This is a genomic window from Micromonospora sp. DT31 (assembly GCF_049841795.1).
Lineage (GTDB): Bacteria > Actinomycetota > Actinomycetes > Mycobacteriales > Micromonosporaceae > Micromonospora.
The window spans coordinates 186210-201631 of the sequence record NZ_JBNCKZ010000001.1; the positions used below are offsets into that span (position 1 = coordinate 186210).

At 73.8% G+C, this 15422-nt stretch carries 14 protein-coding genes; 8 read left to right on the plus strand and 6 right to left on the minus strand.

Annotated features, from left to right (window positions below; translation table 11 throughout):
- Positions 1 to 117 precede the first annotated feature (117 nt).
- Positions 118 to 1509, minus strand: coding sequence for an extracellular catalytic domain type 1 short-chain-length polyhydroxyalkanoate depolymerase (locus ACLQ2X_RS00765; protein ID WP_425678928.1), 1392 nt, complete (start codon positions 1507 to 1509; stop codon positions 118 to 120).
- Between the two features lie 211 nt (positions 1510 to 1720).
- Here ACLQ2X_RS00765 and ACLQ2X_RS00770 point away from each other — a divergent pair, with 211 nt between their 5' ends.
- Entirely contained in the window at positions 1721 to 2695 is a 975-nt protein-coding gene (locus tag ACLQ2X_RS00770; RefSeq protein WP_425678929.1) for a PaaX family transcriptional regulator C-terminal domain-containing protein, read from the plus strand.
- Between the two features lie 10 nt (positions 2696 to 2705).
- Here ACLQ2X_RS00770 and ACLQ2X_RS00775 read toward each other — a convergent pair whose 3' ends face one another.
- Positions 2706 to 3377, minus strand: a complete 672-nt coding sequence (locus tag ACLQ2X_RS00775; protein ID WP_425678930.1) for a 4'-phosphopantetheinyl transferase family protein — start codon at positions 3375 to 3377, stop codon at positions 2706 to 2708.
- A gap of 77 nt (positions 3378 to 3454) precedes the next feature.
- On the opposite strand from ACLQ2X_RS00775, the gene ACLQ2X_RS00780 reads away from it, so the two are divergent.
- The 5 genes from ACLQ2X_RS00780 to katG all read left to right on the plus strand — a co-directional run bounded on the left by ACLQ2X_RS00780 (position 3455) and on the right by katG (position 8805).
- On the plus strand, positions 3455 to 3937 hold the full coding sequence (locus ACLQ2X_RS00780; RefSeq protein WP_425678931.1) for a hypothetical protein: 483 nt from the start codon (positions 3455 to 3457) through the stop codon (positions 3935 to 3937).
- Positions 3934 to 4704 (plus strand): aminoglycoside adenylyltransferase domain-containing protein, encoded by a 771-nt coding sequence (locus ACLQ2X_RS00785; RefSeq protein ID WP_425678932.1) that lies wholly within the window; start codon positions 3934 to 3936, stop codon positions 4702 to 4704. The genes ACLQ2X_RS00780 and ACLQ2X_RS00785 overlap by 4 nt, the downstream gene beginning before the upstream one ends.
- A gap of 245 nt (positions 4705 to 4949) precedes the next feature.
- A complete protein-coding gene (locus ACLQ2X_RS00790; protein WP_425678933.1) occupies positions 4950 to 5948 on the plus strand; it encodes a glycoside hydrolase family 11 protein in 999 nt (332 codons plus the stop codon).
- A gap of 128 nt (positions 5949 to 6076) precedes the next feature.
- Positions 6077 to 6505 carry a Fur family transcriptional regulator gene (locus tag ACLQ2X_RS00795; protein ID WP_425678934.1) on the plus strand — a complete coding sequence of 143 codons (429 nt, stop codon included), beginning with the start codon at positions 6077 to 6079 and terminating at the stop codon, positions 6503 to 6505.
- Positions 6506 to 6528: 23 nt separating this feature from the next.
- Positions 6529 to 8805, plus strand: a complete 2277-nt coding sequence (katG, locus tag ACLQ2X_RS00800; protein ID WP_425678935.1) for a catalase/peroxidase HPI — start codon at positions 6529 to 6531, stop codon at positions 8803 to 8805.
- Here the strand turns inward: katG and ACLQ2X_RS00805 are convergent.
- From ACLQ2X_RS00805 to ACLQ2X_RS00820, 4 genes are all read right to left on the minus strand, one after another.
- The gene (locus tag ACLQ2X_RS00805; protein ID WP_425678936.1) at positions 8774 to 10054 is read right to left on the minus strand and encodes an MFS transporter; all 1281 of its coding nucleotides are present in this window, start codon (positions 10052 to 10054) and stop codon (positions 8774 to 8776) included. The genes katG and ACLQ2X_RS00805 overlap by 32 nt on opposite strands.
- 76 nt (positions 10055 to 10130) lie before the next feature.
- Positions 10131 to 10610, minus strand: coding sequence for a hypothetical protein (locus ACLQ2X_RS00810; RefSeq protein ID WP_425678937.1), 480 nt, complete (start codon positions 10608 to 10610; stop codon positions 10131 to 10133).
- A gap of 28 nt (positions 10611 to 10638) precedes the next feature.
- Positions 10639 to 10827 carry a ribonuclease gene (locus ACLQ2X_RS00815; protein WP_425678938.1) on the minus strand — a complete coding sequence of 63 codons (189 nt, stop codon included), beginning with the start codon at positions 10825 to 10827 and terminating at the stop codon, positions 10639 to 10641.
- A 45-nt stretch (positions 10828 to 10872) separates the two neighbouring features.
- Positions 10873 to 11673, minus strand: coding sequence for a hypothetical protein (locus ACLQ2X_RS00820; RefSeq protein WP_425678939.1), 801 nt, complete (start codon positions 11671 to 11673; stop codon positions 10873 to 10875).
- A gap of 159 nt (positions 11674 to 11832) precedes the next feature.
- Between ACLQ2X_RS00820 and ACLQ2X_RS00825 the strand changes: the two genes are divergently transcribed.
- Positions 11833 to 14472, plus strand: a complete 2640-nt coding sequence (locus tag ACLQ2X_RS00825; protein WP_425678940.1) for a cation-translocating P-type ATPase — start codon at positions 11833 to 11835, stop codon at positions 14470 to 14472.
- Between the two features lie 20 nt (positions 14473 to 14492).
- The gene (locus ACLQ2X_RS00830; RefSeq protein WP_425678941.1) at positions 14493 to 15389 is read left to right on the plus strand and encodes a universal stress protein; all 897 of its coding nucleotides are present in this window, start codon (positions 14493 to 14495) and stop codon (positions 15387 to 15389) included.
- The last annotated feature ends 33 nt before the right edge of the window (positions 15390 to 15422 follow it).

The window sequence follows — 15422 nt, forward strand, 5'->3', positions numbered from 1 at the left end:
ATGCCCAGCGGCGACCAGCCGCGGCACCGCCGGCCACCCGACCGCGGGACGCGCCGACGGCGGCCCCACGACGCGGGTCGTGGGGCCGCCGGGTGGACGGGCCGGGAGGTACGCCGGTCAGGCGAGGGTGCAGGGCTGGCCGTTGAGGGTGAACGAGCCGGGCCGGCCGGTGTTGCCGGTGTGCGTGGCCTGGAAGCCGATGCTCGTCGACCCGTTGGCGGGGATGGTGCCGTTGTAGGCGACGTTGCGGGCGCTCACCTGGCCGGAGGTGGGGGAGTAGGTGGCGTTCCAGCCGGAGGTGATGGTCTGCCCGCCGGGCAGGGTGAAGCTCAACGTCCATCCGTTGACGGCGCCGGCTCCGGTGTTGGTGATGGTGATGTTCTCGGTCAGCCCGGTGTTCCACGCGTTGAGGTCGACGCTCACCCGGCAGGCGCCGGGACCCGGCGGCGGGGTGGTGGGAGTCGGCGACACGGTCGGGCTGGGTGAGACGGTGGGGCTGGGTGAGACGGTGGGGCTGGGGGAGACGGTGGGGCTGGGTGAGACGGTGGGGCTGGGTGAGACGGTGGGGCTGGGCGACGTGGTCAGGCCGAAGAACGCCACCGCCGCCGCGGCCATGCCGGCGGAGGGCAGGCTGTGCCCGGCGCCCTGGATGCTGTACGCCTCCACCTGCACGGTGCCGGTGGCGTCGGCGTAGCGGCGGCGGTTCCAGTTGGGCTGCGGCGTGTCGGTGGACGTGGGTGTCTGGCTCAACCCGAACACGTTCGTCCACTGCTCGATCGACTCCTGGAGCAGCGAGTACGGCACGAGGGTGTCCGCGGTGCCGTGCCACAGCTGGACCCGGGGGCGGGGGCCGGTGTAGCCGGGGTAAGCCGCGCGGACGGCGTCACCCCACTGCTGCGGGGTGCGGTTCATGGCGCCGCCGGTGCACTGGCTGGCTCCGGGCGGGTAGTCGGCCGCGCCGGAGAAGCAGTTGAACGGCACGCCCATGAACGCCGCCCCCGCCTGGAAGACGTCGGGGTAGAGCGCCAGCATGTGGTTGGTCATCATGCCGCCGGACGAGCTGCCGGTGGCGTAGACCCGGCCGGGGTCCGCGCCGTACTGCTGCTCGACGTAGCGGATCATCGAGATGAGGGAGACCGGGTCGCTGCCGGCGCCGCGCCGCTTGGCCGTGTCGGACCAGGTGTCGAAACAGTTGCCGAAGCCGGCCTGCTGGGTCGCGGTGGGGTAGATGACGATGAAACCGTAGCGGTCGGCGAGGCCGGCGAACTCGCTGCCGGAATAGAACCCGGGTCCGGAGCCGCCGCAGCCGTGCATGGCCACCACGGTCGCCGGGCGGGCCGGCCGGTTGTCCGGCACGTAGACGTGCATGCGCATCCGCCCCGGGTTGTCGCCGAAGCTGGTGACCTCGTTCAGCGACGCCGCATACGCGGGTTGGACGGCGGGGACCACCAGGGCGGCGCCCGCCAGTGTGGCGGCCAGGGCCGCCAGCATCGTGGCTCTGAGTTTCACGCAGACTCCTTCGATCGCCTGTGCAGGCTGGGATCGGGCGGTGGAGGTGCCCCGCCCACGGGGTGTGGCGTGCCCGGCCCGGCTCCGTGCGCTCGCGTGGCACATAGTGTTCCCGCCGGACCGCGAAGTGTCAATCGATGCACCCCGATATGCCGCGCCGGCGGTCGTCTACAGTCGGTGCACCCGTCCCTGAGTCGAGCCCGGAGCGCGTGTGGCAGGCCCGTTCGACATCGAGGAGATCTACCCCGACGACGCGCGCGCCGCGCCCCGGCTGCCCCGGCGGCAGGCCGGCGCGTCACCGCAGAGCGTCACGGTGACCCTGCTCGCCGACTACACCCTGCGCGAGCGGGTGGCGCTGCCGTCTGCCGCCATCGTCGCGTTGCTCGCCGAGGCCGGCGTGACGAGCGCCGGGGCGCGCACCACGATCAGCCGCCTGGCCCGCCGGGGCGTGCTGGAGGGCAGCCGGCAGGGCCGCCACAGTTTCTACCGGCTCAGCGCCGGCGCCGCGGCGGACCTCTCCGCCGGCGGAAACTGGATCATGGCGTCCACCGCCGCGGTGCCGCCCTGGGACGGACGCTGGACCGTCGTCGCGTTCTCGCTGCCGCAGGAACACGGCCCGCAACGCCGCGCCCTGCGTGGCCAACTGCGCTGGCTGGGCTACGCGCCGTTGTACGACGGACTGTGGATCTCGCCGTACGAGCTGGGCGAGCCGGCGCGGGCGCGACTGGCCCAGCTCGCCCTCGGCGCGTTCACGGTGCTCCGGGGGCGGCAGGTGGTGTGGGACGCCGTCGGCCAACGCGCCCCGGTCCAGGCGTGGGACATCGACGCGATCGCCGGGCAGTACGAGGCGTTCCTGCGCCGGTGGACGCCGCTGGCGTCCCGGCTCGGCGCCGTCGACGGCGCGGCGGCGGTGCGGGCGCGGACCGAGGTGATGGACACGTTCCGCCGGTTCCCCGCGCTCGACCCGCGGCTGCCCCGGGAGATCCTGCCCCCGGGCTGGCTGCGGCAGCCGGCGCGGGACCTGTTCGCGGCCGTCTACGACGGGCTGGCCGAACCGGCGGCACGGCACGTCCGGGCGGTCGTCGCCCGGTTCGCCGAGCCGACACCGCCCGGTATCCGGGCGCACACGACCGCCGACATGCTCGCCGGCGTACGCGACGACGACTGCGCCACCCGGCCGGACTGACCGGTCCGGCTCACCCCGCTCCGGGGTACGTCCGGACGGTGTACGGCCGGTCGCCGGCCAACGCGACGGCCGCCCGGAACGCGGCGGGCGAGGGTAGGTCGGCGAGGCGGTGCGGACCTGGTGGATCGGCGCACTCGACGACGTCGCCGCCGTGCACAGGCACCGCGAGGTTGGGGCGCAGGCGGCCCCCGGCGGCCTTCACGAGCGCCTCCTTGCGGACCCACAGTCGGGTGAACCGCCGCGCCCGCGCGTCGTGGTCGGGTGCGGCGGCGACGTGCCGCGCCTCGTCCGGGTGGAAGAAGCGCGCGGACGCGGACACCGGGTCGCCGCCCGGCGCCACGTGCTCCAGGTCCACCCCGACCGGCCGGTCCGCGCTCAGCGCCACCGCCACGAGGTCGCCCGAGTACGACAGGCTGGTGTGCAGCCCGGCCCCGGGACCGGTCAGGAACGGCTTGCCGTGCCGGCCCGGCCGCCAGGTCAGTGCGGCCGGCGCGGTGCCCACCGCCTGACCGGCCAGAACGCGCAGCGCGCCGTGCGCCACGGTGAACCGGTCCCGCAGCCGGCCGGCGTCGAGCCGCGCGCCGCGGGCCCGCTCGGCGGCGTCGAGCACCGACCGGTAGCGGGCCATCTCGTGCGGCGGCACGGCGACCGGGATGAACCAGACACGGACGGTGTCCCGCATGGACGGCAGCGTAACGGCGCTTCGCGCCCGCGTACCGCTCGCGTCGGCGGGTGGCGGGCCCGTGCCAGAATCGCGCCGTGTCCTACCTCCCCTCGCAGCCCTACCCGCCGATGCACGGCGGGGTCACCCCGATGATCGCGTACCCGCACCCGATCACTCCGCCGCCCGGCCACGGCGTCCTCGTCGTCAAGGTCAATCGCGGGCCGTACGCGATTCCGGTGACCACGAGCAGCCGTTTCAAGATCGACAAGCGGGACGTCCCGATTCCCGGCGAGGGGACCTGGCACGTCGCGGTGCCGGCCGGCCCGCACGACGTCCGGTACACCGACTTCATGGGCGTCCCGGTCATCACCACGTCGATCGCGGTCCAGCCGGGCGCCGCGCACCACCTCGACTTCCGCTTCGGCGCGTGGCGCAACCGGGTGCACGACGGCTACGGCACCGACGTCACCAGGTTCGGCATGTGGTCGAACTACACCGTCCTGATCGTCACGCTTGTCGTCGTCGGACTGTGCTGCTGCGGCGGCATGGCGGTGGTCTTCCCGGCGATGGGGTCGTGACGACCCCGGCGACGTCGCCGGACGCCGTGCTGGCCGACCTCGCCGCCGCGTGGGCGGGTCGGCTCGACCGTGTCCTGCTCGGGCTGTACGCGCACGGCTCGCTGGTGTCCGGGGACTTCGCCCCGGAGCGCAGCGACCTCGACGTGCTCGCGGTGCTCGACCGCGACCCGGACCGGGACCTCCTCGCCGTCCTGGCCGGACTGCACGCCGGCCTCGACCGGCGGCACCCGCGCTGGGTCGGCCGGGTCGAGGTCGAGTACGTCTCCCCGGACGCCGTGCGGGACGTGACCGGGGGAGCCGACATCCCGCACCGCATCGCCCGGGTCAGCCCCGGCGAACTGCTGCACCTGCTGCCCGCCACCGGTCACCGCGTCGTCACCTGGGCCGCCGTCCACGACCACGGCCGGACCCTGTTCGGCCCGCCGCCCGGCGCGTTGCTGCCGGCCGTCGGCCCGGAACGCGTCCGTGCGGCGCTTGTCGCCCACGTCCGTGACTGGCCCGGCTGGTCGGCCGAGATGACCACGCCGGGTGCGCAGTCCTACGCCGTGCTCACCGTCTGCCGGGCGGTCCAGCGTCTGCGGTACGACCGGCAGATGTCCAAGCGGGCAGCCGCCGACGCGAGCGTCGACGCCCTGCCGCAGTGGGCCGACCTGATCCGCTGGGCCCGCGACTGGTGGTACGTCGGTGGCCGGGACAGCGACCCCGGCCGGGCGGGGCAGATGCGGGCGTTCGTCCGCGAGATCAGCGCCACGCTGCTTTCGGACTGACCGGAAGGCCACCGAAACTTTCGGGCGGGTCCCTTCTCTCGGTGAAGGATATAGGTCGCCTGGCCTGGAGATTGTCCGCAACTGCGCGTGTTATAGACGCTTTTGTTCGAGTTCCCGTTTCCACAATATTTCCGGAACTTGTTGACAGTGTGAACCGCCACTCCAATACTGTGGCCATCGGCATATCTCGATTCATGTCGATGCCTGCCCACCACCGTGGCGCGATCACAGGGAGGAACCCGTCCATGAAAGACGCCCCCGCCCGCACGGGCACCCGCCGGCGCGGACGCATCCGGATGCTCCTCGGCGGCGTCTCCGCCGCGGCGCTCCTCGTCGCCGGAACGACGACCGTCCTGACCGGTCCGGCGTACGCCGACCAGACCGTGACGTCCAACCTGGAAGGCACGCACAACGGCTACTTCTTCTCCTTCTGGAAAGACAGTGGCAACGTGTCCATGACCATGGGCAACGGCGGTCAATACAGCACCCAGTGGAGCAACGTCAACAACTTCGTCGCCGGTAAGGGCTGGATGCCCGGCTCCCGCCAGACGGTCAGCTACTCCGGCAGCTTCAACCCCTCCGGCAACGCCTACCTCACCCTCTACGGGTGGACGCGCAACCCGCTCGTCGAGTACTACATCATCGACAGCTGGGGCAGCTGGCGGCCGCCGGGCAGCGGCTTCATGGGCACGGTCACCAGCGACGGCGGCACCTACGACATCTACCGGACGCAGCGGGTCAACGCCCCCTCCATCGACGGCACGCGCACCTTCTACCAGTACTGGAGCGTCCGGCAGTCGAAGCGGGTGGGCGGCACGATCAACGCCGGCAACCACTTCGACGCCTGGGCCCGTTCCGGGATGAACCTCGGCTCCCACTACTACCAGATCATGGCCACCGAGGGCTACCAGAGCAGCGGCAACTCCAACATCACGGTCGGCGGCACCAGCGGTAACCCGACCACCCCGCCGCCGAACAACGGCGGGTGCACGGTGAGTGTCAGCCGGGCCGAGGAGTGGGGTGACCGCTTCAACGTGACGTTCTCGGTCAGCGGCACCAGCAACTGGGCGGTCAACATCCAGACGCAGGGTGGCCAGAGCCTGCAGAACAGCTGGAACGCGTCGGTGAGCGGCACCAGCGGCACGCTCACCGCCCGGCCCAACGGCAACGGCAACAGCTTCGGCATCACGCTCTACAAGAACGGCAACAACAGCACGCCCACAGCGAGTTGTTCGGCCGCCTGAACCCTTCCGGGAGGGGGTGTCGCGCCTGGCGCGGCACCCCCGTTCCCGTGCGCGGACGGCGGGCGTGGCGGCCGACACACCTGGGCCGAAACTTGATTGATTCCAAAAAAACAGGCTAGGGTCGTCCCATGACGGCCGACTTCGAGACCCAGCTCCGGTCGGTCTCGTTGCGCGTGACCCGACCGCGCCTTGCCGTGCTCGCCGCGCTGCGCGACCACCCGCACATCGACACCGAAACGGTGCTCTCCCTGGTTCGCGCCGAGCAGCCCACGGTGTCCCACCAAGCGGTTTACGATGTGCTTCGGGCGCTCACCGAGGCCGGCCTGATCCGGCGCATCCAGCCGGCCGGCGCCACGGCCCGCTACGAGTCGCGGGTGGGGGACAACCACCACCACGTCGTGTGCCGCTCCTGCGGCACGATTGCCGACGTCGAGTGCGCCGTCGGCAATGCCCCCTGTCTCACCGCCTCCGACGACCACGGTTTCGTGGTCGACGAGGCGGAGGTCGTCTACTGGGGCACCTGCCCCGGTTGCGCGGCCGACCGCACCGCCCAGTGATCCGCCAGTTCGGAAGGAAACAGATGAGCGACACCCAGGACAACCGGCCAGTCAGCCCGCAGGGCGTGGACGCCAAGGAGGCGGCCGGATGCCCGGTCGCGCACGACTCCGTGACCGCGCACGGCAGCGAGAGCGAGAACCCGGCGATCGACTCGCCGACGCCGAAGACCGGAGGTCGTCCGCGCTCCAACCGTGACTGGTGGCCCAACCAGCTCGACCTGTCCGTGCTGCACGCCCACTCCGACAAGGGCAACCCGCTGGGCCCGGACTTCGAGTACGCCAAGGAGTTCGCCAAGCTCGACGTCGAGGCGCTCAAGCGTGACATCACCGAGGTCCTCACCACCTCGCAGGACTGGTGGCCGGCCGACTTCGGCCACTACGGCGGTCTGATGATCCGGATGAGCTGGCACGCCGCGGGCACCTACCGCATCGAGGACGGGCGCGGCGGCGCCGGCGACGGCGGGCAGCGGTTCGCCCCGCTGAACAGCTGGCCGGACAACGCCAACCTGGACAAGGCCCGCCGGCTGCTCTGGCCGGTCAAGCAGAAGTACGGCCAGAAGGTCTCCTGGGCCGACCTGCTGGTGCTCGCCGGCAACGTGTCCCTGGAGTCGATGGGCTTCAAGACCTTCGGCTTCGGCTTCGGCCGCGAGGACGTCTGGGAGCCGGAGGAGATCTTCTGGGGCCCCGAGGACGCCTGGCTCGGCGACGAGCGCTACTCCTCCGAGCAGGAGATGGTGGCCGGCGTCGGCGCCACCGAGATGGGTCTGATCTACGTCAACCCGGAGGGCCCGCGCGGCAACGCCGACCCGCTCGCCGCGGCGCACTTCATCCGTGAGACGTTCCGCCGGATGGCGATGAACGACGAGGAGACCGTGGCGCTGATCGCCGGCGGCCACACCTTCGGCAAGACCCACGGCGCCGGCCCCGCCGACGGGCACGTCGGCCCGGAGCCGGAGGGCGCGCCGCTGGAGACGCAGGGGCTGGGCTGGCTGAGCACGTACGGCGAGGGCAAGGCCGGGGACACGATCACCAGCGGTCTCGAGGTGACCTGGACCGACCGGCCGACGCAGTGGAGCAACCGCTTCTTCGAGATCCTCTTCGGCTACGAGTGGGAGCTGACCACCAGCCCGGGCGGGGCGAAGCAGTGGGTGGCCAAGGACGCCGAGGCGATCATCCCGGACGCCCACGACCCGTCCAGGAAGCACAAGCCGACCATGCTCACCACCGACCTGTCGCTGCGCGTGGACCCGGCGTACGAGAAGATCTCCCGCCGCTTCCTGGAGAACCCGGACGAGTTCGCGCTGGCGTTCGCCAAGGCGTGGTACAAGCTGCTGCACCGCGACATGGGTCCGGTCAGCCGCTTCCTCGGCCCGTGGGTGCCGGAGGCCCAGCTGTGGCAGGACCCGGTGCCGGCCGTCGAGCACGAGCTGGTCGGCGACGCCGACGTCGCCGCGCTCAAGGCGAAGGTGCTGGAGTCCGGCCTGACCACCGCCCAGCTGGTCTCCACCGCCTGGGCCTCGGCCGCGAGCTACCGCTACACCGACAAGCGCGGTGGCGCCAACGGCGCGCGGATCCGGCTGGAGCCGCAGCGCAACTGGGAGGTCAACCAGCCCGAGCAGCTCGCCACCGTGCTGTCGACCCTGGAGGGCATCCAGCAGGAGTTCAACGCCGCCGGCGGCGCCCAGATCTCGCTCGCGGACCTGATCGTGCTGGCCGGTTCGGCCGCCGTCGAGAAGGCGGCGCGGGACGCCGGCGTCGAGGTGACGGTGCCGTTCCACCCGGGTCGCACCGACGCCACCCAGGAGCAGACCGACGTCGAGTCGTTCCGGGTCATGGAGCCGCGCGCCGACGGGTTCCGCAACTACCTGCGGCCGGGCGAGAAGACCCAGCCGGAGGTGCTGCTCATCGACCGCGCCTACATGCTGAACCTGACCGCGCCGGAGATGACCGTCCTGGTCGGCGGCCTGCGCGCCCTGGGCAACAACGTCGGTGGCGCGTCGCACGGCGTGCTCACCGACCGGCCCGGCGTGCTCACCAACGACTTCTTCGCCAACCTGCTCTCCCCGGGCACCCGGTGGAAGGCGTCGGAGTCCGAGGAGCACGTGTACGAGATCCGGGACCTGGGCACCGACCAGGTGAAGTGGACCGCCACCGCGGTCGACCTCATCTTCGGCTCGAACTCGCAGCTGCGGGCGCTGGCCGAGGTGTACGCCAGCGACGACGCGAAGGAGAAGTTCGTGTCCGACTTCGTCGCCGCCTGGACGAAGGTCATGGAGCTGGACCGCTTCGACCTGTCCTGATCCACGCACACACCGACGAGCCCCGGTCCGTCGCTCGCGCGACGGGCCGGGGCTCGCCCGTGCCGTCGGCCGCCTCGACGCGGGGCCCTCTCTCGACACCCGCCCGCCGGCTGGCGGCCGCGAACGCGGCGGCCAGGCACACCCCGGCGGCGACCACCAGCGGCGGTCGGCCGCCGACCTGCACGGCGGCTGAGCCGAGCGGGATGGCCAGCGTGATCGGGCCGAACATGGCCGTGTTCGCGGTCCCGGCCACCCGCCCGAGCATCGCCGGCGGAGTGTGCGTCTGCACCGCGGTGACCGCCGCGACGAGCGTCCACGGCAGGCCCACCCCGATCACCGCCGACGCGGCCACCGTGCCCGGCCACCACGGCAGGCAGCGCCCCAGGCAGCCGGCGGCGAACAGGGCGGCGCCCGCGATCCCCACCGCGACCTCGCCCCGGCTGCGGACCAGCCGGCCGACGACCAGCCCGGCGAGCAGCGAGCCACCGCCCTGGGCGCTGGCCAGCACGCCGAGGAACGTCGACGGCAGTGCCAACCCGGTGACCACCACGTCGTACAGCGCCGCGGTGGTGAAGCCGGACATCGCGATGGACACCGCCGCGAGCGCGACGGGTACGCGTACCGCCCGCCGGCCCAGGAGCACGCCGAGCCCGTCCCGCAGCCCGGCGGCACGTGCCGGCGGGGGACCGTCCGGTGGTGTCCGGGTCAGTCGTAGGGCGCCGTAGAGGACGGCGACGAGCACCGGCGTGGCGGCGGCGAGCACGGCGACGACGTGCCCGCCCTGCCACGCGTACAGGCCCGCGCCGGCCAGCGGGGCGACAAGTTTCATGCCCTCCTGCGCGCTGGATCGCCAGCCGTTGACGTCGGCGAGCCGGGCCGGGGACAGCGCGGCCGGCAGCAGCGCGGTCTCGCCCGCGTCGATCAGCACGTAGCTGACGCCGTAGGCGAGCGAGACGGCGTAGATCAGCCAGGTCTGTTCGGGCCCGCGCACGGCGAGCAGGCTCAGCAGCGCGACGGCGAGAGCGAGGTTGACGCCGATCACCAGGGGGCGTCGGGGTGCCCGGTCGAGCAGGGCACCGAGCCACGGGCCGGCAAGCGTCGGCGCGTAGACGCAGAGCCCGGCCAGTGCGGCCAGGCCGGTGGAGCCGGTGAGGTCGAGCACCCAGACCCCGGCGACCAGGGCCATCGCGCCGCCGCCGAGGCCGGAGAACAGCGAGATGGCCACGAACAGGCCCGCGTTGCGGCGCATGAGCCCTCCAGGTGGAGCGGGGAGGACTCACATCCTGCGGAGTTGAGCCACGGGCGGGCAATGCCTCGGCGGCTCGTCAATGTGCTGTTGACAGCCTCGTCGACATGCTCCGCGCCGCGTGGTGTGCCGGACGCGGCAGGCCGGGCCCGGCAGCGGTGAGGTCGTCGACGAGATGACCGGCCAGCGCGTACAGCGCCCCGGGTGTGGCGTCGAGCGCGAGCACGCAGGTGCGGCGGGTCAGGGCCGCCCGGCGGAACCGGTCGTCCCACGACCGGTCCGCCTCGATCCAGCGGTGCAGGTCGCCCACCGCGGACCGGAGCGCCGTGAGGTCCACCGACCAGGCCCGGTCCAGCCGGCTCAGTCGGGCCCGGCGGGCGGCCACGAGCCGTTGCCGCCGCTGCTCGGCGGCCTGGCGGCTGCTCAACCCCAACGCTTCGGCGACGTCGGCCCAGGTGGCACCGGCGTGCCGGGCCCGGTCGATCAGCTCCAGTTCCCGTTCGTCGAGCGCGACACGGGCCGGGGCGATCTCGGCCAGCGACGTCAGCTCCGCGGTCACCTGTCAACGGTACATTGACGGGCGGCCGCTAGTCCTCCGGGACGCCCGGGCCCACCTCACCGCGCGCCAGGTGCTCGGCGTTGCGGTCGGCCTCGCTCCCGGCGTTCGCCTCCCCGGCGGCCGGGTCCGCGGTTCGGCGGCCCTCGGCGTCCTGGAACACCTGCCCGCTCTCCAGCGCGCTCTCCTGCTGCCGGCGGAACTGCTCGGGATCGGTCATGACCGTCAAGTGCCCCGGGCATGCGCCGGCAAACCGGCTGCCGCCTCAGCGCGGCGGCGAGACGTACAGCCCGGTCCGGCAGCCGGTCTCGCCCGGCTCCAGCCAGATCCGGTCGTACGAGGGGGCGACGATCTTCCCGGCGGGCGTGCGGACCAGCAGGAGGCAGTCCCGCTCGGCGGGCACGCCGACCGCGGCCACCAACGCGCCCTCGTGGGTTGTCGTGTCGACCGTGATCCAGTCCTCGGGGAACGCCTTGCGCACCGCGTCGGCAAGCGTGCCCGGGGTGGCGGTACGCAGCACCGCGGTGAGCCGTTTCGGCCCGTCCTGCGGCACCTGCGGCACCGGCGCGGCGGTCGGCGGCGGTGGGGCGTGCCCGCCGGGGCAGTCGATCTCCTGGTAGGTCGTGTAGCGGGACAACTCGAACTGGTAGCGGTAGCAGCGGGTGGCCTCGCCGGGCGTGGTGCCGGGGTCGCCGAACGACACCGGCAGTTGTTCCTCGACGGTTGCCACGAACCGGACGTCGACCGTGGCCCGCACGTCGCGGGCGGTGCGACCGGACCAGGCCAGTGCCTCCCGTCGTACCCCCGTGCGGCCGGTCGGTGGCGTCCGGTCAATGTCCCGGAGGATCTCGGCCGCCGCGATCGACGCGGCGTCGCGCACCCGGTTGCGGTGCCCCAGGTTGTGGTTGAGCTCCTTCGCCTCGGCCGCCGCCATGGTCCGCGCCTGCGCGTCCCCGGACTCCGCATCACCGCACCCGGCCAGCGCCAGGGCGGTCGCCGCGGCCACCCAGCAGAGGCCCCGGACGCGCCGTGCTCCGCTGTGGGCGCCGTTACGTGATCCGCTCACCGGCGTGAGGTTACCGACCTGTCGCCGGTGGCGCTGTCCCCTTGCCGAGCGGGGGGCCGTTGGTCCCGGGCTGCGGGGACGCTAAGCCCCTGCACCGGCCCGGTCAGCGCGGCATGCTGGGGTGGGGTCGACACGCTGAGCAGGAACAACGTGAGGGTGATGGAGTTGAGCAAGGGCCGGCCGGGCAGCGCGAAGCCCACCGAGATCGCCTCGATTCCGGCGTCGCCGGCCGGGCTCACCACCGCCGAGGCCGCCGCCCGGCTGGCCGCCGACGGGCCCAACACGGTGGCCGCGCCGCGCCGTCGCGGGCTCGCCGGCCGGGTGCTGCGCCAGCTCACCGACCCCCTGGTGGCGCTCCTGCTGGCCGCCGCCGTGGTGACCACGCTGCTGCGTGACTACCCGGACACCGCGGTGATCGTGCTGGTCGTGGTGATCAACACGGCGATCGGGGTGGTGCAGGAGGTCCGCGCCGACCGGGCGGTCGCCGCGCTGGACCGGCTCGCCGCCCCCACCGCGCGGGCGGTCCGCGACGGCAGCGACCTCGTGCTGCCCGCCTCGGACCTGGTCCGGGACGACCTGGTCCGGTTGGAGGCCGGCGATGTCGTGCCGGCCGACCTGAGCCTCACCGACGCGTTCCGGCTGACCCTGGACGAGTCGGCGTTGACCGGCGAGTCGGTGCCGGTGGCCCGGGCGGCGGGGGAGGAGGCCAGCGCCGGCACCGTGGTCACCACCGGACGTGGCACCGGCATCGTGCTGCGCACCGGCGCGTCCAGCGCGCTGGGCCGGATCAGCGCCCTGGTGGCGGCCACCCGCCCGGCGCCCACCCCGCTGCAACGACGCCTGGCCTCGCTCGGCCGGGTCCTCGGCCTGACCGCCGTGCTCCTCTCCGCACTCGTCTTCGCCCTGGGCGTGTTCAACGGGCGGCCGGTCAGCGAGATGGCGGTCACCGCGGTCAGTCTCGTGGTGGCGGCCGTACCGGAGTCGTTGCCCGCGGTCGTCACGCTCGCGCTCGCCCTGGGCGCCCGCCGGATGGCCGGCAACCGGGCCATCCCCCGACGGCTGCACGCGGTGGAGACCCTCGGGTCGGTCACCGTGATCGCCTCCGACAAGACCGGCACGCTCACCGAGGGGCGGATGGCGGTCCAGCACGCGGTCGTCCCCGGCCGTGACCGGTATGCCGTCACCGGCACCGGGTACGCCCCCGACGGCGTGCTGCACCACCGGGGTGAGCCGGTGTCCGCCCCGGACGAACTGGCCGAACTGGCCCGGGCCGGGCTGCTCTGCAACGATGCCACGGTGGCTCCGCCCACCGAGCAGCGGCCGGAGTGGGCCGCGATCGGGGACCCGCTGGAGGCGGCGCTGGTCACCTTCGCCGCCCGGTGCGGCCTCGATCCGGAGGCCACCCGCGAGGCCTGGCCCCGGATCGCCGAGCACCCGTTCGACCAGGAGTTGCGCCGGATGACCACGGTGCACCGCCACGACGGGCGTTACCTGGTCGTGTGCAAGGGCGCCCCGGAGAACGTGCTGTGCGCGCCGCTCGTGGACGCCGGCGCCGAGGAGTTGGCCGAGCTGACCGGCGCCGCGCACCTGCTCGCCTCCGAAGGGCTGCGGGTGCTGGCGGTGACCGCCGCCGAGGCCGACAGCCCGCCCGACCCGACCCGACCGACCGGCCTGCGACCGCTGGGCCTGGTGGCGGTCGGCGACCCGCTGCGCGCCCAGGCCGCCGGCATCGCCGCCGGCTTCGAGGCGGCCGGCATCCGGCTGCTGTTGATCACCGGCGACCACCCGGCGACCGCCGCGGCGATCGGCGGCCAACTCGGGCTGTGGCGCGACGGCGACCCCCTGGCCAACGGCGACGACGGCGACCCCGGCCAGGCCCACCCCGAGACCCGGGTGTACGCGCGGACCCAGCCGGAGCAGAAGCTCGACATCATCGCCGGCCTCCAGAGCCGGGGGCACGTGGTGGCGATGACCGGCGACGGCGTCAACGACGCCCCGGCGCTGCGCCGCGCGGACATCGGCGTGGCGATGGGCGGCGGCACGGAGGTCGCCCGCCAGGCCGCCGACCTGGTCCTCGTCGACGACGACCTGACCACGGTGGCGACGGCCATCGGCGAGGGACGCCGGATCTACGACAACATCCGCCGGTTCCTGCGCTACGCCCTGGCCGGCGGGCTGGCCGAGATCGCGGTGATGCTGCTCGGCCCGCTGCTCGGCCTGGCCGTGCCGCTGCTGCCGGCGCAGATTCTCTGGATCAACCTGCTCACCCACGGCGTGCCCGGGGTGGCGCTGGGCGCGGAACCGGCCGAGCCCGGCATGCTGCGCCGCAAGCCCCGCTCGCCGCAGGAGTCGGTGCTCGGCGGCGGCCTCGGCCGGGACGTGCTGGTCACCGGCGCGCTGATCGCCGCGGCGGCACTCGGTGCCGGCGTCGCGGCCGCGTACGCGGACCGCCCCTGGCAGTCGGTGGTCTTCGTGGTGCTCGGCCTGGCCCAGCTCGGGGTGGCTCTGGCGGTCCGGGCACCCCGCCCGCCCGGTTCGCGTGACCGCAACCGCGCGCTGCCGGTGGCGGTGGCGGTCTCGGCGGTGTTGCAGGTGGCCGGCGTGCTGCTGCCGCCGCTGCGCGAACTGCTCGGCACCGAGCCGCTGACCGCGCTGGACCTGCTCGGTTGCGCCCTGGTGGGCGTGCTGCCCGGCCTGGTGCTGCGGCTGGCCCGCCGCTTCCGCGCCCCGACCGGGACCGACGGCCCGGCGGCCGGGTCGGGCGGCCCTACCGGCCGGCCCACCGGCCGGGCAGGCTGAGGCCAGCGAAGGAGGACGTCATGACAATCCACTCCCGGGCCCCCGTCGTGGTCGGCGTCGACGGCTCCGCAGCCGCCCTGGACGCGGTCCGGGTCGCCGCCCGCGAGGCCGCCGACCGCAACCGCCCGCTTCAGGTGGTGCACGCCTTCATCTGGCCGCTGACCCGCGCGCCGCTGACCCCCGCACCGGGCGCACCCGCCGGCGCCGGCCTGCGCAACCAGGCCGAGCGGATCGTGACCGAGGCGGTCGCCGAGGCCGGCAAGACGGCACCCGACGTCCCGGTCACCGGCGTCGTCGCCGACGGCGCCGCCGGGGCGGTGCTGGTCGCGGAGTCGCGGAACGCGGCGCTCGTGGTGCTCGGCCACCGGGGCCTCGGTGGCTTCGCCGGCCTGCTGATCGGCTCGGTCACGCTCCAGGTGTCCGCCCGCGCGCACTGCCCGGTGCTGGTCACCCGGGGGGAGGCGCGGGCCGACGGCCCGGTCGTGGTGGGCGTGGACGGCTCGGCGATCTCCACCGCGGCGGTCGGGTTCGCGTACGCGGAGGCCGCCCGCCGGGACACGCCGCTCGTCGTGGTGCACGCCTGGCTCCACCCCGTGCCGATCGGCCCCGGCGACATCCTGCCGCTGGTCCACGACCCCGAGGAGTGCGCCGAGGAGTCCCGCCGGGTGGTCGCCGAGTCGGTGGCCGGCTGGTCCGGGCGTTACCCGGACGTGCGGGTACACCAGCGGTCGGTGCGCGGCGCCCCGGCGCGGGTGCTTGTGGAGGAGTCGAAGGCAGCCCAGCTGATGGTGGTCGGGGCGCACGGCCACGGCGCGCTGGGCGGGTTGCTGCTCGGTTCGGTCAGCCACGCGGTGCTGCACCACGCGCAGTCCCCGCTGGTCATCGTCCGCGACGCACCGGGGCCCGCGTCCGCCTGACGCCACCGCGTCGGCGAAGCCCCCGCCTCGCCG

What these genes read in the sequence shown, in the direction of transcription:
- ACLQ2X_RS00775 (WP_425678930.1), bottom strand. Translation starts at nt 3,377, where the DNA reads ATGCGGGACACCGTCCGTGTCTGGTTCATCCCGGTCGCCGTGCCGCCG.
- ACLQ2X_RS00790 (WP_425678933.1), top strand. Translation starts at nt 4,950, where the DNA reads ATGAAAGACGCCCCCGCCCGCACGGGCACCCGCCGGCGCGGACGCATC.
- ACLQ2X_RS00795 (WP_425678934.1), top strand. Translation starts at nt 6,077, where the DNA reads ATGACGGCCGACTTCGAGACCCAGCTCCGGTCGGTCTCGTTGCGCGTG.
- katG (WP_425678935.1), top strand. Translation starts at nt 6,529, where the DNA reads ATGAGCGACACCCAGGACAACCGGCCAGTCAGCCCGCAGGGCGTGGAC.
- ACLQ2X_RS00805 (WP_425678936.1), bottom strand. Translation starts at nt 10,054, where the DNA reads ATGCGCCGCAACGCGGGCCTGTTCGTGGCCATCTCGCTGTTCTCCGGC.
- ACLQ2X_RS00815 (WP_425678938.1), bottom strand. Translation starts at nt 10,827, where the DNA reads ATGACCGATCCCGAGCAGTTCCGCCGGCAGCAGGAGAGCGCGCTGGAG.
- ACLQ2X_RS00825 (WP_425678940.1), top strand. Translation starts at nt 11,833, where the DNA reads ATGGAGTTGAGCAAGGGCCGGCCGGGCAGCGCGAAGCCCACCGAGATC.
- ACLQ2X_RS00830 (WP_425678941.1), top strand. Translation starts at nt 14,493, where the DNA reads ATGACAATCCACTCCCGGGCCCCCGTCGTGGTCGGCGTCGACGGCTCC.